This window comes from Methanoregula sp. (assembly GCF_023227875.1).
GTDB lineage: Archaea > Halobacteriota > Methanomicrobia > Methanomicrobiales > Methanospirillaceae > Methanoregula.
The window spans coordinates 34,505-57,579 of the sequence record NZ_JALOCH010000013.1 but is presented as its reverse complement, the minus strand read 5'-3'; the positions used below and the strand labels follow the sequence as shown (position 1 = coordinate 57,579).

The 23,075-nt window shown below is 54.2% G+C and carries 18 protein-coding genes; 13 read left to right on the top strand and 5 right to left on the bottom strand.

Translation table 11 applies throughout. The features are described from left to right. Positions 1–102 precede the first annotated feature (102 nt). Positions 103–3,651, top strand: a complete 3,549-nt coding sequence (locus M0R30_RS12395; RefSeq protein ID WP_292547354.1) for a DUF3344 domain-containing protein — start codon at positions 103–105, stop codon at positions 3,649–3,651. A 220-nt stretch (positions 3,652–3,871) separates the two neighbouring features. On the opposite strand, the gene nikR (M0R30_RS12390) is transcribed toward M0R30_RS12395, so the two are convergent. The 5 genes from nikR (M0R30_RS12390) to M0R30_RS12370 form a co-directional block, all read right to left on the bottom strand. Further along, positions 3,872–4,294 carry a nickel-responsive transcriptional regulator NikR gene (nikR, locus tag M0R30_RS12390; protein ID WP_292547352.1) on the bottom strand — a complete coding sequence of 141 codons (423 nt, stop codon included), beginning with the start codon at positions 4,292–4,294 and terminating at the stop codon, positions 3,872–3,874. 226 nt (positions 4,295–4,520) lie between these two features. Continuing rightward, on the bottom strand, positions 4,521–4,766 hold the full coding sequence (locus M0R30_RS12385; protein WP_292547349.1) for a hypothetical protein: 246 nt from the start codon (positions 4,764–4,766) through the stop codon (positions 4,521–4,523). 364 nt (positions 4,767–5,130) lie between these two features. Then, the gene (locus M0R30_RS12380; protein WP_292547348.1) at positions 5,131–5,907 is read right to left on the bottom strand and encodes an ABC transporter ATP-binding protein; all 777 of its coding nucleotides are present in this window, start codon (positions 5,905–5,907) and stop codon (positions 5,131–5,133) included. A gap of 13 nt (positions 5,908–5,920) precedes the next feature. Next, entirely contained in the window at positions 5,921–7,093 is a 1,173-nt protein-coding gene (locus tag M0R30_RS12375; RefSeq protein ID WP_292547347.1) for an iron ABC transporter permease, read from the bottom strand. Between the two features lie 61 nt (positions 7,094–7,154). Next, complete coding sequence (locus M0R30_RS12370) at positions 7,155–9,104, bottom strand: putative cobaltochelatase (RefSeq protein WP_292547345.1); 1,950 nt, start codon at positions 9,102–9,104, stop codon at positions 7,155–7,157. A 220-nt stretch (positions 9,105–9,324) separates the two neighbouring features. On the opposite strand from M0R30_RS12370, the gene cobN reads away from it, so the two are divergent. From cobN to M0R30_RS12310, 12 genes are all read left to right on the top strand, one after another. Beyond that, complete coding sequence (cobN, locus tag M0R30_RS12365; RefSeq protein ID WP_366513136.1) at positions 9,325–13,143, top strand: cobaltochelatase subunit CobN; 3,819 nt, start codon at positions 9,325–9,327, stop codon at positions 13,141–13,143. A 29-nt stretch (positions 13,144–13,172) separates the two neighbouring features. Continuing rightward, on the top strand, positions 13,173–14,129 hold the full coding sequence (locus tag M0R30_RS12360; protein WP_292547341.1) for an ATP-binding cassette domain-containing protein: 957 nt from the start codon (positions 13,173–13,175) through the stop codon (positions 14,127–14,129). Further along, positions 14,126–14,851 carry an ABC transporter permease gene (locus M0R30_RS12355; protein WP_292547339.1) on the top strand — a complete coding sequence of 242 codons (726 nt, stop codon included), beginning with the start codon at positions 14,126–14,128 and terminating at the stop codon, positions 14,849–14,851. The genes M0R30_RS12360 and M0R30_RS12355 overlap by 4 nt, the downstream gene beginning before the upstream one ends. Next, positions 14,848–14,994, top strand: coding sequence for a hypothetical protein (locus tag M0R30_RS12350; RefSeq protein ID WP_292547337.1), 147 nt, complete (start codon positions 14,848–14,850; stop codon positions 14,992–14,994). Before M0R30_RS12355 ends, M0R30_RS12350 begins: the two co-directional genes overlap by 4 nt. A gap of 143 nt (positions 14,995–15,137) precedes the next feature. Next, positions 15,138–15,560, top strand: coding sequence for a nickel-responsive transcriptional regulator NikR (gene nikR, locus M0R30_RS12345; RefSeq protein WP_292547334.1), 423 nt, complete (start codon positions 15,138–15,140; stop codon positions 15,558–15,560). A 1,392-nt stretch (positions 15,561–16,952) separates the two neighbouring features. Further along, positions 16,953–17,720 (top strand): class I SAM-dependent methyltransferase, encoded by a 768-nt coding sequence (locus M0R30_RS12340; RefSeq protein WP_292547332.1) that lies wholly within the window; start codon positions 16,953–16,955, stop codon positions 17,718–17,720. Positions 17,721–17,834: 114 nt separating this feature from the next. Then, a complete protein-coding gene (locus M0R30_RS12335; protein ID WP_292547329.1) occupies positions 17,835–17,990 on the top strand; it encodes a hypothetical protein in 156 nt (51 codons plus the stop codon). A gap of 37 nt (positions 17,991–18,027) precedes the next feature. Then, positions 18,028–19,404, top strand: a complete 1,377-nt coding sequence (locus M0R30_RS12330) for an ABC transporter substrate-binding protein (protein WP_292547327.1) — start codon at positions 18,028–18,030, stop codon at positions 19,402–19,404. A gap of 47 nt (positions 19,405–19,451) precedes the next feature. After that, positions 19,452–20,399: an ABC transporter permease gene (locus tag M0R30_RS12325; RefSeq protein WP_292547325.1), complete on the top strand. Its 948-nt coding sequence runs from the start codon at positions 19,452–19,454 to the stop codon at positions 20,397–20,399. Then, entirely contained in the window at positions 20,392–21,303 is a 912-nt protein-coding gene (locus tag M0R30_RS12320; protein ID WP_366513135.1) for an ABC transporter permease, read from the top strand. Before M0R30_RS12325 ends, M0R30_RS12320 begins: the two co-directional genes overlap by 8 nt. Continuing rightward, positions 21,300–22,244 carry an ABC transporter ATP-binding protein gene (locus tag M0R30_RS12315; RefSeq protein ID WP_292547323.1) on the top strand — a complete coding sequence of 315 codons (945 nt, stop codon included), beginning with the start codon at positions 21,300–21,302 and terminating at the stop codon, positions 22,242–22,244. Before M0R30_RS12320 ends, M0R30_RS12315 begins: the two co-directional genes overlap by 4 nt. Next, positions 22,220–22,957: a dipeptide/oligopeptide/nickel ABC transporter ATP-binding protein gene (locus tag M0R30_RS12310; protein ID WP_292547321.1), complete on the top strand. Its 738-nt coding sequence runs from the start codon at positions 22,220–22,222 to the stop codon at positions 22,955–22,957. Before M0R30_RS12315 ends, M0R30_RS12310 begins: the two co-directional genes overlap by 25 nt. Positions 22,958–23,075 lie beyond the last annotated feature (118 nt).

Sequence of the window (23,075 nt, the reverse complement as noted above, 5' to 3'; positions counted from 1 at the left end):
TCCGTTATGATCGCCTCTCGCCACGGTTCCTGCATTACAACAATCCTGTCAATAGTGCGAAGTACATGTATTCCCCTCATGGCGGCGGGCAGGTTTCTCTCAATGAAAAAACCCGTTGGCCGCAGCATCTGCATTGCCGCAGCACTCGTACTTGCTACGAGTCTTGTACTCTTCCCGATCGCCAGCGCAAACGAATACATGGGCGGCATCCCGCTCCGGACCGTAAGTTCCGGTGTTGTCTCGGGAGGTCTCTGGTACGATTCCTACCCGGGATTCCCCCACAGCTCAGCATACAAGTCCTTCTCCCTGCCCCCGCATACGACGATCGAATGGGCACGGCTGTATGTTGGGGTATATTGCGGCCACATGCAGAACAACTACGAGGGGAAGGCGACCATAAGCCTCGACACCAACGGGGACGGGACAGGGGATTTTCTCCTTGCCAACGAAGAACTGAATGTCCCGTACTCTTACCCCGGGAACGGCGGGACCGGCCCGGTATACCTGGCGCATGGCAACCGGGTGACCAGCGATTATGTCTTCGCGTACGATATCAAGAACCAGTTATCCGGCAATACGGTAGGTGTCAGTGTCAAGACCGAGAAAGTCGACCCCTCGTTCGACGACAGGATCAAGTTTATCGCGCTGGTCGTTGCCTACAATGATGACGATGGGGACAAAATCTATTACTGGGTCAACGAAGGCCACGACCCCATGAGCGCATTGAACGATAACGGCTATACCGGGGAAACCGAATTCGGTACGTCCCAGATCGTTGCAAGCGAAGACCGGGAATTTACGGCCACCCTCTCCTCGCTGTACATGGCAAGCGTGGACGGGACCTACACCTTCAATGGCGACGAACTTATCGGGAACGGTGCTCCTCAGGGAGAGTATTTTGGCACAGTGGACTGGGAGGTCACCGATTCGATCGATCTGGAAGATGACAGCACGCTGAAGTACGAACGGGCAGGCGGATATTTCAAACTGCCCCTCGCACTCCTCACCGTTGCATTCAGGGAACGGCCGGAAGGTACGCTGGAGATAACCTCCAACCCCGCGGGGGCACAGATCCTGCTTGATGACGAAGAGACCGGCAAGACAACCAACCAGACCTTCCCCGGCATCAGTATCGGGGAGCATACCGTGCAGGTAATCCTCGTGGACAATGATAAATACCGTGAACCTGATCCGGTAACCGTCAACGTCAGGAACAAGGAGACCACGATAGTGAACATCACCATCCCCCAGATCAACGGGTCCATTGACATCACATCCGATCCCGACGGTGCGTGGATATACCTTGACGGGAAAAACATGTCGGCCCAGTCAGACTCCCTCCTGGAGGGAGTAATTATCGGCGATCACACAATCGACCTCGTAAAACCCGGTTTCAGTAACGCAACTGCAACCGTCAGCCTTGAGGAGGACCAGACAGAGTCCGTCGATCTCATCCTTGAGGCAGCCGGGGGCAACACATCAGTCCTGAACGACAATTCAACGGAAGCGGTGGGGTATTCCGGGAAATCCCTCTCAATGCATACGCACGGATCCGCGCACGGCAGCCTTGACCTCAGGGACTCCGGGGGATATTCCGGGCTGCTTGGCAAGGGTATGAGCGCCACCTACCCGCTCACGCTCAACCTGACCCCGAATGCATCGGTAAAGGAAGCCCGGCTGTATGTCTATACGACATGGAGTTACAATGCCGATACCCTCGCCGGGACCCCTGCATCCCTCACGGTGGACATGAATGGCGAACAGCTGACAAAGGACCAGACGTATTCCGACCGGAAAGGGAGCGGGACCTACGATTACCCGGTCGAGACGCATTGTTACCTTCCTGACGGGATCGTGACCGGGAACCCAGACCTGTCGTTTACCATTACCAATACCGGGGAAACGCCGGACAAGTTTGCTGTGTACGGTGTCACGCTCCTTGTCGTGTCCGAGGACCCGGATGGCCAGGATATCGAGTACTGGATCGGGGAAGGTTCCGACGCTGTCTATGCAAACCCCGAGTTCAACGTTGATACGGAAAATGCCGTTACACGTATCACCTTCCCCGGCGCGCTCAATATGACCTCGATATCTCAGGGAGAACTGTACGCCATCAGCACTGCTGCATCCGGGAATGACAACCGGGTCATGTTCAATGGCCGTGAGTGGCAGAACCCGCTGAGTGGCGGATCCTCCGGCATCAGCATTGCGCGGCTGAACGTGAGCACGGATGTCCTGCGTTCCGGTAACAGCGCAGGTATCGGGAGCATTGGCCGGGAGACCAAAGGCGATTACATGGAAAACCGGAACCTCATTCTCGTGGTGAAAAAAGCCATTGAAGGGGGATTTGCCGTCAATAGCAGTTCCACGGTCAGAGGGGGTGAAGCCGATGTTGAGGAGGATACTTCCGATCCCACCAGTACCGTGAACCAGACAAACACGGCCCTGCTGGCAACCGGTCCGATTGAGGAAGTCCTCAACCAGTCCGGCAAGACGTACGCGGTCCGCGTCCTCTCCAACCCCCCCGGGGCGCTCGTCTCGGTGGATTACCAGTACCGCGGCAAGGCAACACCGGATACCGTCACGGGTCTTACGGCCGGGAACCATACCCTGTCCGTTGATATGCCGGGTTTTGACCCCGTAGAGGAACGGATTTTTCTTACCACAAACCAGACGATAACATTTGATCTGGCAACACGGGGAACTTCCGTGTTATCGTTGGAAAAGGTTGCAGACACCGAAAAAGAATTCCTGGATCAGGAAAAATACGGGGGTGTATATGTAACGTCTAGCCCCGACCAGGCCATCATTTATGTTGACGGGAAGAAGACCGGCTTTACCACCCCGGGAATTATTTACGGCCTCAAGGAAGGCAAACATACCGTACAGGTAAAACTCAGTACCACGGCGTCCGCAAACCAGGAGAAGATCAAGTTCCCCATCGAGAAGAAGGAAGTCTGGGTTGCTAACGGGATCATCACCCCGGTCTCTATCACTTCGTATGAGAACCCTGTCCTTGCACGACCTGTGATCAATTCAACAGCATTCAACAGTTCCGTATTCACGATAAACGGGAATTCGCACCAGTACCATATGGCAGAGAGCATCCCGGTACAATCATCGCAGAATTATGTCACGCTCCATGCAAACGATTCCTATATCACCTACACGATCTTCGCGGACAATTCCAGCGAAAACGTGATAGAACCCCGAAGATATACTCTCAACAACGTGTGGGTGGAATCCGATCCCCCCGGGGCAGACATCTATGTGGACGGGTTTTCCACGGGTCTTACCACCCCTTATCTCGTCAGGAACCTGTCGGATATGGACCATCTCATCAGGGTCTCGAAGCCGGGATATTATCCCCTTGAAAGCACCGTCCATATTACCGGTGTGGACCTGGTTCGCCGCTTTGTCCTCGACCCCTACCTGAACGGCATGCTTTCCATCGCAAGCACGCCTTCGGGAGGCAAGATCTACATCAATGGCAAGGATACCGGGAAGAAAACACCGTACGTATTCCAGTACATGACTGCTGGGGAATATACGATCAAGGTGGTCCAGAACCAGACCAAGGCAACCTATGAAGGATTCATGGTCCAGCCCAATATGGTCAATGAGGTCAACCTCACGCTGAAGAAAAAGTAAGTAAGCCGGATGGGGCGGGTCTTCCGGACCATTTTTTTATGAATCCCCAACGTGGGAACCGATGAGTGTGGAAGAACTGTTTCCCCAATTCAGTCGTCGACAGGGAACGATTGGACAACCCGGCCTGTTGCATGATAATCCGGGATCGTAAAAATCTTCTGAGAAATGGGTATTGGATTCGTGTAATAAACCCGATTTTACTGATATTGGTATATAATACCTAATCCTCAATAGCGATGGTCGTGAGTTTCACGGACTCGATACCCTTGTGGGCCATCAGTTTCTCGGCAAGGGTCTTAAGTTGTGAGCCGTCCCCGTGAACGAGGATAACTTCCAGGCACCGCTCATGGGTGATATGGGAGTGGAGCGATGCCTTGATGACTTCATGATAATTGTGCTCGATATCCATAATATCAGAAAGAAGATTCCGCTGCTCATGGTCGTACACCATCGTGATGACCCCCTCCCGCTCCCCTTTGACATCCGACATCCATTTGTAATACGAGATGTACGTGCGGATCGCATCTCGTATACCTTCAGAACGGGAGGAATAGCCACGATAGTTCAGGATTTCATCAAACTTGTCGAGCAGGTTTTTCGGCAATGAGATGCCAATACGGGAGAGATCGTCGTCCATGGTCATGGTAACCTCTGTCAGGAGAATATCATTTTTAAGATGTTTTAATGTTTTGAAACTTTGAGAGTAAAAATTGTACTTGGTAAGAATTTATTATTTGAGAGCGGCAGGTCTGTCCTATGGAACCTTCTGGCAGTATCGGGAGTGCTATGAAGAGTACGACATTATTCTCTCATGATCATCCGAAGTGATGGTCTCCCGCATGCCCCGCGTGAGTCGCAGGTTACGATTGTTAGTACGCACCAATCGTAATCTCTGTCGTTTCACGGATCAGGGTCAGGTTGGGATTGAAAGTCAGCTGGATCTCCCGCTTGTCGGGTTCTATGTCACCGGGCCTTTTTACATTTTTATTGCAGCGGGTGAGGGTTTTATTAACCGTTGCATTCAGGGAATTCCATACAGCGTTCTTGAACCGTCCTGATGGTGCAGTGATACTGAGATTTACGCTGGACGCATTGAGAGCACGTTCCGGGTTCATGCTCAGTTCCTTAAACGTGATTTTACGGGAGCATGATGACAAAACCTCGCTATCCATCAATGACGTCTCCTATAGCAGCAGTCTGGTAAGAAACTTCACGGAAGTGGGGAGCAGCGCCGATAACGCCGATGCCACGATCCAGGCCGGCGATACTTTTTTTTATCGAAGGTTTATACGATCCTAACGGCATGAAATTCGGCAGTGTCATCCTGAGAAATAATACCAGGATCACTTGGCTCGTTGTGGACAAGGAGATGAGCAAGACCATATCAATGGGTTCATTCTCTCTCTGAAAAAAAGTAAAGGCTGACAGGAGGGATATCTGATCATCATTCCGGCACATGTTTTTGATAGTATCCCGTGGTTAGATTACGGCCTTTGCCCGGAACGGCACGATGAATTTCCCGAACTCGTTCTCCACGATGAACGACTCGACTCCGTAAACCTTGTTGATGCATGTCGGTGTAAGGACCTCCTGGGGTTTCCCGTAGCCTGCCATCTTTCCCCCGTGAAGCACGACAACCGTGTCGGCATAGCGGTAGGCAAGGTTGAGGTCGTGGACGGCAATGATCATGCCGGCCCCGCGTTCCCACGTGATCTCCCGCATGGTCTCCATCACCTCGATCTGGTACCGGATATCGAGTGCGCTGGTCGGCTCGTCGAAGAGGAAGAGTTTCGGGTCCTGAGCCAGGGCCCGTGCAATAAACACTTTCTGCCGCTCCCCTCCGGAGAGCTGATCCATGTAACTGCCGGCCATCTGCCCCATCTCCAGCACATCGAGCGAGTGCTGCACCCGGGAGAGTTCCTCATCCGAAACCGACCACCTTATGTGCTGTCTCCTGCCAAGGAGGACCGTCTCGAAGACCGTGGAGTAGAGGGTGTAGGTGAAATGCTGGGGGACGTACCCGACACACCTGGCAAGCTCGATGGGATCGATCTTCCGGATGTCCGTCCCGTCGATGCTGATGCTCCCCGAGGTCTGTTTGTGGACCCCTGCAAGGGTTTTGATGAGCGTGGACTTGCCGGAACCGTTGGGGCCGACAAGGGCGACAATCTCGGATTTTCCAAAAGAGAACGAGATAGTATCCAGTACCCGTCTCTCCCCATAATCCTTACAGACATTCTCAATCGAGATCTCCATCCGGTCATACCTCCTAATACAGTCCCCTTCCTTTCCCCCGCATGATCATGAAGAGAAAGAAGATACCTCCGATAGCGTACATGATGATGCCTACTGGGATCTCCACCGGGCTCATGATGGTACGGGCAACCGTATCCGAGAGCAGCAGGATTGCCGCACCCATCAGGCCGGCACACGGGATAAGATAGCGGTGATCGCTGCCAATAATCATCCGGCAGATGTGCGGGCCCATGAGGCCGACAAAGCCGATAATGCCGGTAAACGCAAGGCAGCAGGACGCGGCAAAGGTCGAGACCATCAGGCCGGAGAGACGCAGGCGCTCGACATTGATCCCGAGGTTCTTTGCCACGTCATCTCCCGCAGAGAGGGCATTTAGGTCCCATGCCTTCCGTTCGAGAAGAAAGAAACAGATAATGACCAGCGGGATGAGAAGGAGGACGGCGTTCCAGCTCGCCCCCCACATCCCTCCCATCAGCCAGACCATCAGTTCGCGGAGTTTCTCGTTGTTGGTGGTGTACTTGAGCGCCATCACGCCGGCCGTGAAGAGATAGCCAATCACGACCCCGGCAAGGATCAGGGTCGACTGCGTTGTGCCCCGCGACCGTGAGATCCAGTAGACCAGGATCATCGAAAGCCAGCCGAAGAGGAATGAAAAAACCACGATCCACATGTCGTAGCTCAGCAGGAAGTACGAGACGAGGATGCCGGGCCCGAGCACGATCGCCAGTGCAGCCCCAAAGGATGCGGCGGACGAGAGCCCGAGCGTGAACGGGCTGACCAGCGGATTGCGCAGCAGCCCCTGCATGACCGTCCCGGCAACCGCAAGACTGATGCCGGTGAGGATTGCAAGGAAGATCCGGGGCAGCCGGAACCCGACAACGATCAGTTCGGCCTGCGGGTTTGTGGGGGTGGGGATGGTGAACGGGATGGCATCGTACCACGCGGCAATGGGAGGGAGGTACGCGTGCAGGAAGTCCTGCAGGGTAACCGCAGAGGAATGCCCGATGGCAAGGATGGTGTCCTGTGGGGTGATGGAGACCGTGCCGATACCGGCTGACAGGACCGCGGTTGCAATGACGAGGAGCGAGAGGCCGGTGATCAGGGCGATCCGCCGGGCGCTGCCATCTTTGTAGAGCGTGTGAACCGATACGTCCGATGCCGATACGGGTGATGCGCTGTCAGGCATATGTTTTCCGGATTTGTTGTATGTAATAATGGAACCTGCAGGACCGCTGGTGAAACCGCATTCACATCCCGATACCTTTCACCACGCCCGCGAGCTGTTCGGCCCGGAGGTCCTCGAGCTTGCAGTAGGTTGCGCCCAGTTCATCCGAAAGTGTCTGCGCAAGCCCAAAGGAGATAAATCCCTTTTCTGAATCGATGACGAGTGAGGAGATCCCTGCATCGCGGATACGGGTGGCAACCTCCTTTGCATCGTCAAGGGGAGAGCCGGAACCCATGCCCACGTTTCCTTTCCCGTCGGAGACCAGGACCATTCTCGGGATTGTGTGGTGGTTGATCATCAGCTCCCGTCTGATGACCTCGAAACCCTTTGAGAGCCCGTGGGCAAGGGGGGTCTTCCCGCCCACCGGCAGGGACTGCATGTACTTGCGCGCCAGTTCCACGCTCGATGTCGGGGGAAGGAGGACTTCAGCACTTTTCCCGCGGAATACCACAAGGCCCACCCGGTCGCGTTTCTGGTACGCATCGATGAGGAGCGTGAGGATCGCCCCTTTGACTGCCGTCATCCGCTGCTGGGTTCCCATGCTCCCGCTTGCGTCTACTACGAACAGGACGGTATTGCCGGTCTTCCGCTCCCTCACCTTCTCGCGGATATCTGCGGGTTCAACCTTTACGGCAAGATCTCCAACCCGCCCATGCTGGTGGGGAGCGGCGGCCCGGATTGTGGCATCAAGCGCAATATCGGGAGTGATTGTTTCCGGGATCCGGTTGCGGACGTACCTGCCGTCGTGGGATTCCGTCACGCTCCTCCGCCCGCTGCCCTCGCGACGGAATGCATCGGGGCGACGCGGGGGTGAGATCGGTTTCTGGTCAAGCCTGAACGGCGAACCTTCGGCACACTGCGTTGTCGTGGAACCATCCGGCATCGTGTTCTCTTTTGGCAGCTCGTGGCGGTTGTGCTCGTTCTCATGGTTTGGCTGCTGCCGTTCGTCCCGTGAATTCCGGATGGACTGCTCTATCTTCTGCCTGTCCATCGGCTGTTCGGAGAATGGCCGGCGGCGCATCCTATGGGAAAGCACAAGGGTGGCGGCCTCGCGGACGTCTTCCTCGTTTACCTCAGCACGGTTGTTGAATGCCGCGATGGTCGAGGCTGTTTTCATCATCGTGATATCGGCACGGTGGCCGTCGACTGCCATGTCAATGCAGATCTGTGCGATCATCATCAGCATATCGTCGGAAACTTTCACTTCCCGCAGGAGTATCTGTGCCCGGACAATGCGCTCCCGCATCTCCTGTTCAGAGGATGCCCACCCGAAGATGAACTCATCAGGTGCATCGTCATACTTCTGCCTCCGCCGGATCACTTCGACTCTCGTGTCCGCGTCATGGATCCCCTCGATATCCACGCAGAGGCCGAATCGGTCAAGGAGCTGGGGCCGGAGGTCGCCCTCCTCCGGGTTCATCGTCCCGATCAGGATGAATGCAGACGGGTGGACATAGGAGACGCCTTCCCGTTCGATGAAGTTCATACCCATTGCAGCGGCATCTAAAAGGACATCGACAATATGATCATTGAGCAGGTTGACCTCGTCCACGTACAGGATATTCCGGTGCGCCTGTGCAAGGATACCCGGCTCGAATTTTTTCTCTCCCTTCCTGAGGGCATGCCCGATATCCAGGCTGCCGACCACCTTGTCTTCGGTAGCGCTGATCGGGAGTTCGATGACACGCATCCGTGCGGTTGTCGTGACAAGATCCGGGTGTTTCTTCTGGCAGGCAGGGCAGAGGCCGTTTTTGTCGGCAGGGTCGCAGCCGAATTGGCATCCCTCCACTACCTGCCGGTCCGGCAGGAGGTGGGCAAGGGCACGGGCAGCCGTTGACTTCGCAGTACCTTTCTCCCCCTTGATCAGTACCCCCCCGATACGGGGATTGATCGCGTTCAGGATGAGGGCTTTCTTCATCAGTTCCTGGCCTACGATGGCGGAGAATGGGTAGATGTCATTGAAGTGGTGCATGCTGGACTCCTTGGTGAATATTATTGCCGGAAATACCTGTCCCGGTAGTCTGGATGTTACGAGATGCAGGATAATCTAATTAAACGTTATCTTATAATTAAGTATTATTTATTTTATTTTTGTAGAACTGCATAGCATAATTGACAATATTTTTAACAATAGACGTGTCAAAATTCACGATACGTGTTATGCGAAGAGGTAGTTATCCAGCCTGCCGACAATGGGACCATACATGAAAATAACTTCGATTATGTGGGGGTCCTATGCCCCCGTTATGAAACGCGCAGCGGAGGGATGCGGTATCGGGTGTACCGTCTATCCCACCCGCGTTTTGGAAGAATCACCGGAAAAACGGGAAGAGGCAATCGCCTCTATGAAACAATCTGATGTAATCCTCCTCTATCACACCTCGGACCTGTTCTGGGAAGAGGTGGACCGGGAAATCGAAGTGATCAGAAAAACAGTTCCCGTCATCTCGCTCGGGCCCGACCCCTCCTTCTGGACCCAGTCCACCGTGGGAGCAGAGATTGTCACTACCTGCCACCGGTACATCACCAACAATGGGGACGAGAATTTTAAGAACCTTCTCCGGTATATCGACCGGAAACTCTTTGGTGCCAGCTGCCTGGCAGCACCCCCAGCGGATGTTCCTTGGGAGGGTCTGTATCATCCTGCTGCACCGCAGGTATTTGCCAGCGTCGACGAGTATCTTGCCTGGTATGGGGAACGTGCAGATGGGAAATACCGGGTTGCCCTGATCTTCTCCCGTACATCGTGGGCGGCAGGCAACGTTGCCCTCGAAGACCAGCTGATTGGCAGTCTTGAGGCAGTTGGCCTTGCAGTCATCCCGGTTTTTACCTATGCGATCCGGGATGATGCCCTCGGGGCCCGGGGGATGGACGAGGTGGTGTCCGATTACCTCCTCCGTGACGGCGTTCCCCGTATCGATGCGCTGGTCAAGCTCATCCCTTTCCTCTTCGGTTCGGTGAGGGACAGTGCCCGGTCCCGGACCGGTACCTCGGACGGGATCGACCTGCTCAGGTCCTTTGATGTCCCGGTATTCTCGCCTGTCGTAACCATGTACATGACCCTCGAACAGTGGCGGGCATCGGAAGGGCTCTCCATGGACATCGGGTGGTCGATAGCCCTTCCGGAGTTCGAGGGGGTGGTAGAACCGGTCTTTGTCGGAACCAGCAGGAGCGAACCCGATGGCGGCAAGACCCGGGAAGCGGTTCCGGATCGGTGCGCGAAAATCGCGGGCAGGATCCGGCGGTGGATTGACCTTGCGAAGAAACCTGCCGGTGAGCGGAAGGTCGCGTTCATCTTAAACAACAACCCGTGTGCCGGGACCGAGGCAAACATCGGCGGCGGCTCCAACCTCGACACGCTGGAGAGCGTTGCACGCATCCTGCACCAGATGGCGGGGGCAGGGTATGCCGTTACCCCGCCGGCATCCGGCAAGGAACTCGTGGAAACCATCCAGAAGAAAAAGGCGATCTCGGAGTTCCGGTGGACAACGGTACAGGACATCGTGGCATGCGGGGGAGCCCTCGCCCTGATGGACCTCTCCACCTACCTGCCCTATTTCCGGTCGCTTCCCGAGAGAGTACAACAGCAGGTGAACGCCACCTGGGGAGAGCCCCCCGGTGAGGGGATGGTGCTCGACAACCGGATGCTGATTACCGGCATCCGGCTGGGCAATGCCACGATCCACGTCCAGCCCAAGCGCGGCTGTTACGGCTCACGGTGCGACGGCACGGTCTGCAAGATTCTCCACGATCCAAAGTGCCCGCCGCCCCACCAGTACCTGGCCACCTACTACTGGCTCGACAAGGTCCAGAATGCCGATGTCCTCATCCACGTCGGCACCCATGGCAACCTCGAGTTCCTGCCGGGCAAGGGGACCGGTCTCTCGCAGGAATGTTTCCCGGACATTGCTGCCGGGACGCTGCCGTTCCTGTACATCTACAACTCCGACAACCCGGCGGAAGGCACGATTGCCAAGCGGCGCGGCTATGCGGTGCTGGTCGATCACATGCAGACCGTCATGACCGGCAGCGGGCTTTACGAAGGCCTCGAGGAGATCGACACCATTCTCACCGAGTACGAGACCACAAAACACGACCCGGCCCGGGCCCACGCCCTCCAGCACCAGCTCATCGAAGCCCTGGTCCGGGCAAATCTTGATGCGGACATGCACCTCAACCACGGCATGCCCCTTAACGTGATGTCCGCAAAGGCCCACGAGGTCCTCTCGAAGATCCGCAATACCCGGATCCAGTCCGGCATGCATATCTTCGGCACCGTCCCGTCGGGAGATCAACGGGTGGAGTTCATCAGTTCCATCATCCGCTTCGATTCCGGCGAGACATCGCCACGCCGGCTCATTGCCCGGGTCATCGGGTTTGACCTGACCGATCTCCTTGCGGGACAGGGCCGGTACTCTGAAGAACACGGAATGTCCTACGGCGCCCTCCTCGAACAGGTCGACCTGGAACTGGAGCGCTTTGTCGCCACGGTGCTGGAAGACCCGGCACTCCCAGTTCCCCTGATCTTCGGCAGGAGGATATCCGACGAACAGGTACAGGCCCTCAATGAAGTACGGGAGCGGGTGATCGGGATCAGCCGGCGCATCGACGGATCCCGGGAGATCGACGCCCTCCTTCACGGTATGGACGGGAGGTACGTGCCGGCAGGGCCTTCCGGCCAGATCACCCGGGGGCACGAGGACGTGCTGCCAACCGGCCGGAACTTTTACTCACTGGACCCGCACCGTGTCCCGACACAGGCTGCATGGAGGGTGGGGCAGCGCCTGGCCGACGCGCTCATTGAGAAATATTCCCGCGAGGAAGGCACGGTCCCGGAGAACATCGCATTTTACTGGATGGCAGGGGACATCATGGCTTCGGATGGTGAGATGTTTGCCGAGATGCTATGGCTTATCGGTGCGCGGCCGGTCTGGCAGAAGAACGGCCAGGTCCGGTCCTTTGAGATCATCCCGCTCCACAAGCTCGGTCACCCCCGGATCGACATCACGGTAAGGACGACCGGCATCCTGCGGGACAACTTTGCGAACTGCTACGAGCTGCTCGACGATGCCATACAGGCCGTTGCCGCTCTCGACGAACCTCCCGACCGGAACTTTGTGCGCCGGCACACCCAGAAAAGCATGGTTGAGAACGGAGCCGGTTTCCGCGATGCAACCCTGCGGATCTTCTCCTCCAAACCGGGCTCGTATGCAAGCGGTGTCAACCTTGCCGTGCTTTCCAGCGCATGGAAGACCCAGGCGGACCTTGCCGATATCTTCGTTGCCTACAACGGGTACGCCTACGGGACGGGTGTGCAGGGGAAGGATGCCCACGAGCACCTTGCAGCCAGCCTCTCGACGGTCTCGGTCACGTTCAACAAGATCCAGTCCGATGAGCAGGACCTCCTCGGCTGCTGCTGCTATTTCGGCACGCAGGGCGGTTTCACCGCAGCGGCCCGGCACTATTCCGGCAACAACGTGAAGCCCTATTACGGGGATACCCGCGAGCCCGGGAATGTCGAGGTGCGGGATCTCTCCGATGAGATCCGCCGCGTAGTCCGGACAAAACTCCTCAACCCGAAATGGATCTACGGTATGAAAGATCACGGGTACAAGGGGGCTTCCGATATCATGAAACGGGTGACCCGGGTCTATGGCTGGTCAGCCTCAACGCAGGAAGTAGACGACTGGATCTTCAACGACATTGCGGACACATTTGTCAATAATGAGGAGATGCGGGACTTCTTCGAGCAGAACAACCCCCATGCCCTCGAAGAGATTGCACGGAGGCTCCTTGAAGCACACACGCGCAGCCTCTGGGATGCCGATCCACGGGTGCTGGACGAACTGAAAAAGAACTACCTTGAGATCGAGTCCTGGATGGAAGACCAGTCAGGCCAGGGCGATTACCAGGGGGGCAATGTAGACATCGTCACCATGGATGACAATCCCTTATGGGGAGACGGGCTGAAAGATATTCTGGGAAAAGTACATGCGAAACATCAGCGCTGAATTATGGGATCTCCAGGGGGGATAATGCGATGAATGCGATCGAGACAACGGACCTGACCAGGTATTATGGCGTCCTTTGTGCCGTGAACCATCTCACCCTTTCGGTAAACAACGAGATCTTCGCCCTGCTTGGCCCCAACGGGTCCGGCAAGACCACCACGGTACTGATGCTGACAACGCTGCTCACCCCTACCGAAGGCAGTGCCAGTGTCTGCGGGCACGATGTCATGCGGGAGGGCGAGATGGTGAGGAAATCCCTGAGTTACGTACCGCAGGACATGGCGGTTGATATCAAGTTGACCGGCCGGGAGAATGTCCGGTTTTTCGCAGACCTGTATGGAGTACCTCATGCCGCGGACCGGGTCGATGAGGCGCTGGCCGTGATGGAACTGTCCGACCGGGCCGACGACCTCATACGGACCTATTCCGGGGGGATGCGCCGCCGGCTCGAACTCGCGCAGGCCCTGGTCCATGAACCCTCCGTGCTCTTCCTTGACGAGCCGACAATCGGGCTCGATGTCGCAGCCCGGAAAAGGATCTGGGAACATATACGCGCCCTGCGGAAAAAAGGCATGACGATCTTTGTGACAACCCATTACATGGACGAAGCCGACCAGTTCTGCGACCGGGTCGGGATCATCAGCAGGGGCCAGATCGCCGCGCTCGGCACACCGGCAGAACTCAAGGCGCGGCTGATGAAAGACGTGATAACCGCAAAGGTCGAGGGGATGTTTGCCCTGCCGGACGTTGACGGGATTGCCTTTGTCGGCCGGAACGATGACGAAGTCTCGTTTACCGTCGAAAACGGCAGGGAGGCACTCCCGCTGCTTGCCGATGCGCTCAAAAAATCCGGGTGCATTGTCCGGTCCATGTCGCTGCGTGAACCCACCCTCGACGACGTATTCCTGCAGGCCGTGGGCCGGCAGGAGGAACCGCACGGGTTCGAGTTTGATAAGTTCAGGATTATGCTCAGGAGGAGAAAATGAGCGGTATCGTTACCTACATGAAACGGGATTTCCTGAAATGGGGCCGCGGGAAAGTCGCCGTGATATCCGCACTGGTCATGCCGGCTGCATGGCTGATCTTTGTCGGGCTTGCCCTGCCGGTACAGTTTACCGGAAACTATCTCGATTTCATCACGCCGGGCATCCTTGTCATGACCATGCTCTCGGCCGGTCTCTCCGGCGGGGCGCTCCTGATGTTTGACAAGATCCTCGGTTTCCTCAATAAGTTCCTTGCCCTCCCGACTCCAAGGAGCAGCATCCTTGTCAGCAAGATCCTCTTCATTACAGGACGCGGCCTGATCCAGACCACCATCATCCTCGTGATTGCGCTCCTGATCGGCGCCACCCTGCTCAGTCCCCTGCAGTACGGCCTCACCTACTTCATCCTCTTCCTCTTCGGGGTCCTCATCTCGACCTTTGCTACGACCATAGCCCTCTATCTCGAAGATCACGATTCCTATGCCGCGTTCAATACGATGATCTCGATGCCGCTCTTCTTCACGTCAAGTGCCCTGATGCCCTACAGCGTGATGCCGGCATGGCTGGCAACGATTGCGCATTTCAACCCGCTCAGTTATGCCATCGATGCGGTGCGGGACGTGACCGTCGGGGGGTTCCCTGCCGTCCCGATCATCGTCCTGCTGGTACTGACCGGGGGGCTCCTTGCGATCTGCACGCATGTCTTCAGGAAGGTGACGGTATGACTGCACATGACAATCCTTCGGTTGCGCGATCCCGCGTCATCAGCAGGATAATGGGACAGGGTAGATGGGAACAGGATGGCGCTGTCCCTACCCCCGGCAGGGATGCATCTGCCCCATCATGGTGGTGTGAGATCATTCTTTAACCCCGGGTGCGGGAGCCATCCCGGGTTGGTATTTCCCCGGTAATTATCAGGCATATGAACGTCATATCTCGTGTCACTCTGATTCCCCGTTGTTCAAAAACATTAAAACTCCCGGCAATGATATTCTCATAACGGATATTACCATGACCATGGATGACGACCTATCCCGGATCGGCATATCGCTGCCGAAAAACCTGCTCGACCGGTTTGATGAGATCCTGAACTACCGCGGCTACTCCTCGCGGTCGGAAGGCATACGCGATGCGATCCGTACGTACATCACCTATTACAAGTGGATGTCGGATGTCAAGGGGGCGCGGGAAGGTGTCATTACGATGGTATACGACCATGAGCAGCGCAACCTTCTCTCTTCCATTACTGAAATTGAGCACGATTATCATGAGGTTATCAAGGCCTCGCTCCACTCCCATGTCACCCATGAGCGGTGCCTGGAAGTTATCCTCGTTCACGGGGACGGCTCACAGCTCAAGGCTCTTGCCGAGAAACTGATGGCCCATAAGGGTGTCGAGTCGGTCAAACTCACGACAATCTCTATCGATGAATAAGGTCATCACCCTGTCCCGTGATGCTTGTGCCATGCGGTCTGCCCTCCCGGGTGACAATTCTTTTCGGGGGGGCGGTGATTCCTGTATAGGGTGTCCTTTTTTTCGAACAGTTTCCCCAAGGCTGCCTGTCTGAATGAGGGCTGGCATTGGCCTGCGAAGTTATGGAAGATACGATGGTAATGGCCGGGTTCCTGGAATGTGATGGAGTACCAGATAGTATTTTATGACATTTTCATATAATATTAAATTTTTTTATACTTGCGTAACTCACGGATACTATGGTAATGTATAAGGGGAAACATTACCCGCCGACCGTTGTCTCATCATCATCCAGTGACGATTACATGTTCCCTAAATGATTTATCAATCTTTTATTGTTCTGCAAGTTGACCTCTAGACAAATTCTCACGAAATCATACAAAATAAAAAATATTTATTACTATGTGGGGCATACAGATATCACTGGGAGATGATGCCCATAAAATTCATCTGTTCGTCCACCCGATACCCTGACGAAGGATGCAACATTTCCTTGGCACTCATCTCCTTATTATTCTATTGAAGATACTTCCAGATAGGAGTTGAACATCAGAATGGTTGTAACAACGAAAAAAACAGAGACTAAAAAACCAAAGACGAATAAGGCAGAACCGAAGAAACCGATTGCAAAAAAAACCATTACCGGTAAGACCGCGACGAAGCCGGTAATAAAATCAAAAAAATAATTTTTATCTTGTGTATTACGCCCTGCTTTTCTGGAATAAGTCAATTCTCCCATGGGATTACTGTCAGCCCGTCTGCTATACCGGATCCATTTCAACGGTTTGTCAAGGTGTTAAACGGTTATCAAATAAGATTGTTTCCTTGACTTATGAGTGAAGAGGGGGGTGGGGGATATTACCCACCTGACAACGATTTTCCCGGAATGGGGTGATTCCAATCCCCATTAATTTTCAGGAGGGGTATAACCCCCTTGTTTTGCCGGGTCTCTATCTCGTGCTGCATATCTGTGCATGTCTTCAGCCAGCTGGTTATCCTGCCCGTGTGTTGCCGGGATATCTGTGATCCCCTTGTTCCTGTCTTGAATTTCGTTATTGCTATATTTTTACATTATTCTATTTTTTAATATTTTTTTATTATGTAGCAAAAGATAAGGTTAAGAATTTCCCCCCTTGATTTTCGAGAGAGAGTTCCCTACGAGTACTTCCCTGATCAGGATTCAGGTGCTGCTATTTACGAAAGTTCCGATAGAACTAAGTAAATGGATCTCAATTCTGGTGATCACTTTTTTCAAGACCAAGTCGATTTACTATTAAAATTTTTTAGAGTAATAACATTTAGTATGAAATTAAATAAGAATCATTTTAAAATAGTGTTACCTATTTGATTAATATGGTGTTAAACGATGCCGAGATCAAGGATGCTGTCCGTAAAAGCTGGGACTCGTCGTCTGCGACGTATGACATGAGCCCCGGCCATAGAATCGGTACTCAGGAAGAGAAAGAGGCATGGAAACATGAACTGAGCCGGAACCTGCCGTCATCTCATCAGAACGTTCTGGATGTAGGTTGCGGGACCGGTGCGATGGGTCTCCTGTTTGCTGAAATGGGAAATCATGTTACTGGTGTCGATCTGTCCGAAGCGATGATGGCTAAAGCCCGCCATAAAGCGGATGCCCAGAAGCTCTCGATCGATCTGAAGATTGGGGATGCCGAACACCTCCCGTTCGAAGAAGGCGTGTTTGATGTCGTCGTCAACCGCCACTTGCTCTGGACGCTCCCCCATCCGGATATCGCCCTGAAAGAATGGAACCGTGTCTTAAAAACCGGAGGAAACGTCCTCATCATTGACGGGGTCTGGAAAGACAGGAGCTTTCCAACCCGGGCAAAACGGATGCTGAGTGACGGGCTGGCAAAGATCTTCGATCGCACCAAACACAGCCAGTATACCCAAGAGCTCCGGAGCCACCTCCCGTTTGACGGGGGAATGCCAAAGGAGACCATGATCTCTTATCTTGAGCATGCCGGGTTCACTGATGTCTGCTTCCGGGACCTGATGTACATCCGCGAGATGCAGAAACCGCAGCAACCCTGGTACCGGAGATTCGCACCAAGCAAATCGTACTACATTCTCGCTGCGACAAAAAGAACAGACACCTAAAGACCGAATTCAGGACCGATTTTGAGATAGTATTGTTGTGATTATCATGAAAACAAGGACACTTACTGTATGTTTACTGGTATTCCTGCTCATTGCAGGAATACTCATCGCCGGATGTACGAGCACAAATGCGAAGGCCACTCCTGCTTCGAATGCCCCCGCGGTAACACAGGCAGGATCATCGCAAGCATCAGCTGCTTCTGCCACCCTGGCATCAACAAGTCCCAAAATCCTAAGGATGGCGGACTTGTCGGCAATTACAAGCATTGATCCGGCTTCTTCTGGTGTATTTGTGACGGAGAAGGCTATGGTTACCGAACCGCTTGTCGGTGCAACCCAGGAATTCGTTCTTACCCCCAAGCTTGCCACCTCCTGGAATCAGACCAGCCCTACGACATGGGAGTTCAAGCTCCGTGATGACGTGAAGTTCCACAATGGCCAGCCGATGACCGCCAACGAGGTAAAATTTACCCTTGACCGTACGTGTAAACTCAACGCGGCATCAAGAGAGATGGCGGATTACAAGAGCAGCAGGGTAATTGACGACCATACGATCGAGGTCACGACCAACACGAATATCCCCATCCTGCCTGCCATCCTGCATTATTCCAACTTTGGCATCATCCACCCGGATTCCCTGAATGCGCAGGGGAACTTCTCAATACCGGTGGGTACCGGACCCATGATGTACGATTCATTTGATCAGCAGACCCGTGTGTTTACAGTTAAGAAAAATCCGGATTACTGGGCCGGAACGGTAAAACTCGATGGTGTTGTTTTCTCATCAGTACCCGATCATAACAGCCGTACCCTTGCCATTGAGAAAGGGGATATTGATTTCACCGTTGATTTACCGTACAACGAAGCCGAACGTATCGATGCACTTCCGGGGATCACTGTTGAAAAATACCTGACTCCGAGGGTTTACGTATTGTATGTTAACTTTGATCGTGCACCTCTCCAGGATATCCGCTTACGCCAGGCACTCTCCCTTGCCATCAACCGGACGGATATTGTCAATCATGTCCTCTATGGAATCGGGCAGCCCGCCAAGGGATTCTTCCTTCCCTCCATGTCATTCGGCAACAAGAACCTTGAGCAGCTCCCGTACGACCCCGTGAAGGCGAAAGCGCTTCTTGCGGAGATGGGATACAAGGATACGAATGGAGATGGTATTGTTGAGAAAGACGGACAGCCGCTCACAATTAATCTCATAACGGCGACTAATCGTCCGGCACTTTCACCCATGGCAGAAACAATCGGATCGGATCTCAAAGCCATTGGTATCCAGTCCAAGGTTGAGGTTATGGCCAGTGCTGCCGGTAACGACAGAGTATCCGCAGGGACGTATGATCTGAACCTTGTCGCGAATAATATTGCCATGGTCCCCGATCCGGGATATATCCTTCCCAAGTGGTTCAAATCGACTGGAGATACCAATAAGGGCCATTATAAGAATGCCACCCTGGATGCCCAGATCGATGATGCTATGCACACGGTCGATGACAAAGAGAGACTTGCCAAGTGGAACAAGGTTGAAGCTGACGCGTATGATCTTTTGCCGATCATCCCGGTTGCAGATTATGGCGTATTGATCGTGAAAAAGGATACTGTCCAGGGCTACAAGTTTGATCCGACTGCGCATGACTACGCGTTGGATTACGAGATTACCATTACGGAATAAGGAGATTGTGAACTCCACGTTCCACCATCTTTTTTTCGGGAGACACCATGCACTATTACCTTATCAAGAGGCTTGGATTCCTGGTTCTGACCATCATCGCAGCATCCGCTTTGGCATTCTTCATGCTGCATGCGGTACCTGGAGAGACCGCCGAGAACGTTGCCCGTCATACCATTGTTGGAATGGAAGATTCCGTATCCGCAGAAGTGGCACAGGAGATCAGTTCTAAGTATAACCTGAACGATCCTATCTGGATTCAATATACGAATTGGTTATCTGGGTTGATATTCCGCGGGGACTTGGGCTCGTCCTATGTCTACAAAGATACTTCCGTGATGACATTAATCTCTCTCGCACTCGGCCCGACGATTATCCTTGCAATAGCGAGCATGCTGATTGTCATCGTCGTGGGAATTCCCCTTGGTATGTATTGCGCAGTGCATGAGAACCGCCCCAGCGATCTCATTATCCGGGGTGCGACCATCCTCAGTATCAGTTTCCCGTCATTCTGGCTCGCACTCATGCTGATCCTTGTCTTCTCCCTGATGCTGAACCTGCTTCCGGTTGCAGGCTATGGGTCACCAGCCAACATCGTACTACCGGCTGTTGCCTTGGCTCTCCATCCGACAGCAGTTGTCCTTCGCATCGTCAGGACAAGTATGCTCGAAACGCTCGGGCAGCAGTATATCACCTTTGCAATTGCAAAAGGGCTCTCGTTTGGTCATATCCTCTGGAACCATGCAATTAAAAATGCACTCATCCCGGTTCTTACCCTCCTCGGTGTATATTTTGGTCACCTGCTGGCAGGGACTGTCATCATCGAAAATATCTTTGCCTGGCCGGGAATTGGCAACCTGTTGATTAGCAGTGTCGATGCACGTGATATTCCTGTGGTAACCTCATGCATCGTCGTAATCGTGGCGATGTTTTTGATTGTGAATTTCGTTGTTGACATTTCGTATCATTTCATAGACCCGAGGATCCGTTATGAGTGAAGAAATAATTATCAGTCCTGAAACCCGGCGGATGTTACCAGTAAAATCCATCGATAGTTCTAAAAACCGGTTGTATCGGGAAATAGCGAAACGTCCTGGCTTTCAGGTATGCCTGTTACTTCTGGGGATTCTTGTCATTGTGGCAATCTTTGCACCGTATATTTCCCCCTATGATCCTGAGGCGATTTCCGTCAAGGATAAGAATCAGGGGATCTCATCTGCCCATCTCTTCGGCACCGACTTCCTGGGACGGGATCTCTTCAGTCTTACCATATGCGGCGCCCAGACCTCCCTGCTGATTGCATCTATCTCGGTGGCTGTTGCCCTTGTCTTCGGATGTGTTGTCGGCTGTGTTGCGGGATATTATGGGGGAGTAGTTGATGAAGTCCTCTCCCGCTGCGTTGATCTCCTCCTTGCGTTTCCCGGCATTATCTTTGCCCTTGCCCTGCTGGCATTCATGGGCGCCGGGATACTGAATTTGATCATCGCGATCACCCTTTCCCAATGGGCCATTTATGCACGTCTGATGCGCGGACAAGTAATTTCGATAAAAAATCTGGAGTATGTCCAGAGCGCCTATACTGCCGGTTTGCCGGACCGCCGTATCATGATCCGACACCTTTTCCCGAATGCAATAATGCCGGTGTTGATCCTTGCAACGCTTGATATCGGTCATGTCATCCTCTCTGTTGCCGGCCTGAGTTTCCTTGGTCTCGGCATCCCCCCGGGCATACCGGAGTGGGGGTCCATGATCGGGGCAGGGAAGGAATTCCTGCGCACCGCACCGCTGAATGTCATTGTCCCAGGACTTGCCATCACATTTGTTGTCCTGATCTTTAACTTCCTCGGCGAAGGCCTGCGGGACATTCTTGATGTCCATAATGATCAGGTGAATATCGGATGACGCTCCTCTCTATCCATGACCTCAATGTCCGCTTCCCGACCGGGGAAGGTACCGTACATGCCTCACGTGATGTGTCGTTCTCCATGGAATCCGGTGAGGTATTAGGACTTGTCGGGGAGACCGGTTCGGGAAAGTCCGTGATAGGACAGGCAATAATACGGCTGCTTCCCTCAAATGCCAATATTACCGGGACGATCGCTTTTAACGGGCAGGAACTCACAACGCTCAAGGATGATGCCATGCATGCGCTCCGGGGACGATCGATCTCCCTTGTTCCGCAGAATCCCTCCGGCTCCCTTGACCCGCTGCTCCGGAACGGTATGCAGATTGGCGAGATCTTTATTGAACGGGGCACGGCAAAAAATACGGCATGGGAGAAAGCCTGCGACCTGCTTGTCACGGTAGGACTTATCCCTTCCGAGCAGATTGCAAAGGAGTACCCCCACGAACTATCCGGCGGGATGCGGCAGAGGCTCACGACAAGCATTGCGATCGCAGAAAATTCCCGCCTTATTATTGCCGATGAACCCACCAAGGGGCTGGACTTCCACGCACGGGAAACCACGGCCCGGGTATTGTCGGAGATTAAAAAACGGGATAACGCATCCCTTCTTCTAATCACGCACGACCTCTATCTTGCTGAACATCTCTGCGACTGGATCGCGGTCCTTTACGCAGGGGAGATTGTCGAGATTGGGCCCGCCGGGCAGATCTTCAATACACCCCGCCATCCCTACACACAGGCACTGATCAGGGCCATGCCGAAGAACGGGCTCGTCCCGCTTGACGGTCAGAGCCCCAGCCTGATGGCAATTCCCGAGGGGTGTTGCTTTGCGGACCGGTGTTCCTGCCACTCTGAAAGATGCAGTAAGGAACATCCGGATCTTATACAGGAATCCCTGAACGGAGGTGTCCGGTGTCATCACCCGTTCTCCAGCTGACCGGGCTCTCAAAGTCATATGGCCACGGCGACATCTTCTCCGGGATCTCGTTTGAAGTCGGAAGCGGGAAGACCGTGGGGCTCTTCGGGCAGAGTGGGTCGGGCAAGTCCACGCTCGGGCGGTGTATCATGCGCCTTGAAGATCCCAGTTCCGGCCATATCACAATGCAGGGAATGGAACTCGCACGCATGAGGAAAGGAAAACTGCGGGAACTCCGCCCGTCCTTCCAGATGATCTTCCAGCACCCGGAGGTCTCCCTCAACCCCCGTATGACCCTTGCAGAGAGTGTTGCCGAGCCGCTCATGGTCCACAAGGGTATTGGTATGGATGAAGCGCTCAGGGAGATCGGCCTGCTCATCCGGCGGGTCGGGCTGAGGGATGAACACCTCGCACGGTATCCCCACCAGCTCTCGGGTGGCGAGGTCCAGCGGGCCGTACTTTCCCGGATCTTCTCACTCAAGCCAAAACTCGTGGTGGCCGATGAGCCGACCTCAATGCTTGATGTATCTGTACAGGCTCAGGTCCTCCGGCTGATGCAGGATCTCCAGGCGGAGACCGGTGTATCCTATGTCTTCATCTCGCATGATCCGGATGTGATGGGTGTTATGTGTGACAAGGTACTCTGGATTGAGCAGGGAAAAGGTGTCATGTATGACAGGTCCACGTTCATTGACCATGTTAAAGCGAAATATACATCGGAAGTGCCGTCTTAACACTCCGGGGGCAGGAAGGGCAGGTTGACCGGCGCTTCCTCAGATATCCCGGATATTCTTTAACGGGGGTAAGAGGGTGGAATACATAAACACAGTCTCCGGCTGTCGTTTGTTTCTT

What these genes read in the sequence shown, in the direction of transcription:
- M0R30_RS12395 (WP_292547354.1), top strand. Translation starts at nt 103, where the DNA reads ATGAAAAAACCCGTTGGCCGCAGCATCTGCATTGCCGCAGCACTCGTA.
- nikR (WP_292547352.1), bottom strand. Translation starts at nt 4,294, where the DNA reads ATGACCATGGACGACGATCTCTCCCGTATTGGCATCTCATTGCCGAAA.
- M0R30_RS12385 (WP_292547349.1), bottom strand. Translation starts at nt 4,766, where the DNA reads ATGAACCCGGAACGTGCTCTCAATGCGTCCAGCGTAAATCTCAGTATC.
- M0R30_RS12380 (WP_292547348.1), bottom strand. Translation starts at nt 5,907, where the DNA reads ATGGAGATCTCGATTGAGAATGTCTGTAAGGATTATGGGGAGAGACGG.
- M0R30_RS12375 (WP_292547347.1), bottom strand. Translation starts at nt 7,093, where the DNA reads ATGCCTGACAGCGCATCACCCGTATCGGCATCGGACGTATCGGTTCAC.
- M0R30_RS12370 (WP_292547345.1), bottom strand. Translation starts at nt 9,104, where the DNA reads ATGCACCACTTCAATGACATCTACCCATTCTCCGCCATCGTAGGCCAG.
- cobN (WP_366513136.1), top strand. Translation starts at nt 9,325, where the DNA reads ATGGGACCATACATGAAAATAACTTCGATTATGTGGGGGTCCTATGCC.
- M0R30_RS12360 (WP_292547341.1), top strand. Translation starts at nt 13,173, where the DNA reads ATGAATGCGATCGAGACAACGGACCTGACCAGGTATTATGGCGTCCTT.
- M0R30_RS12355 (WP_292547339.1), top strand. Translation starts at nt 14,126, where the DNA reads ATGAGCGGTATCGTTACCTACATGAAACGGGATTTCCTGAAATGGGGC.
- M0R30_RS12350 (WP_292547337.1), top strand. Translation starts at nt 14,848, where the DNA reads ATGACTGCACATGACAATCCTTCGGTTGCGCGATCCCGCGTCATCAGC.
- nikR (WP_292547334.1), top strand. Translation starts at nt 15,138, where the DNA reads ATGACCATGGATGACGACCTATCCCGGATCGGCATATCGCTGCCGAAA.
- M0R30_RS12340 (WP_292547332.1), top strand. Translation starts at nt 16,953, where the DNA reads ATGGTGTTAAACGATGCCGAGATCAAGGATGCTGTCCGTAAAAGCTGG.
- M0R30_RS12335 (WP_292547329.1), top strand. Translation starts at nt 17,835, where the DNA reads ATGTACGAGCACAAATGCGAAGGCCACTCCTGCTTCGAATGCCCCCGC.
- M0R30_RS12330 (WP_292547327.1), top strand. Translation starts at nt 18,028, where the DNA reads ATGGTTACCGAACCGCTTGTCGGTGCAACCCAGGAATTCGTTCTTACC.
- M0R30_RS12325 (WP_292547325.1), top strand. Translation starts at nt 19,452, where the DNA reads ATGCACTATTACCTTATCAAGAGGCTTGGATTCCTGGTTCTGACCATC.
- M0R30_RS12320 (WP_366513135.1), top strand. Translation starts at nt 20,392, where the DNA reads ATGAGTGAAGAAATAATTATCAGTCCTGAAACCCGGCGGATGTTACCA.
- M0R30_RS12315 (WP_292547323.1), top strand. Translation starts at nt 21,300, where the DNA reads ATGACGCTCCTCTCTATCCATGACCTCAATGTCCGCTTCCCGACCGGG.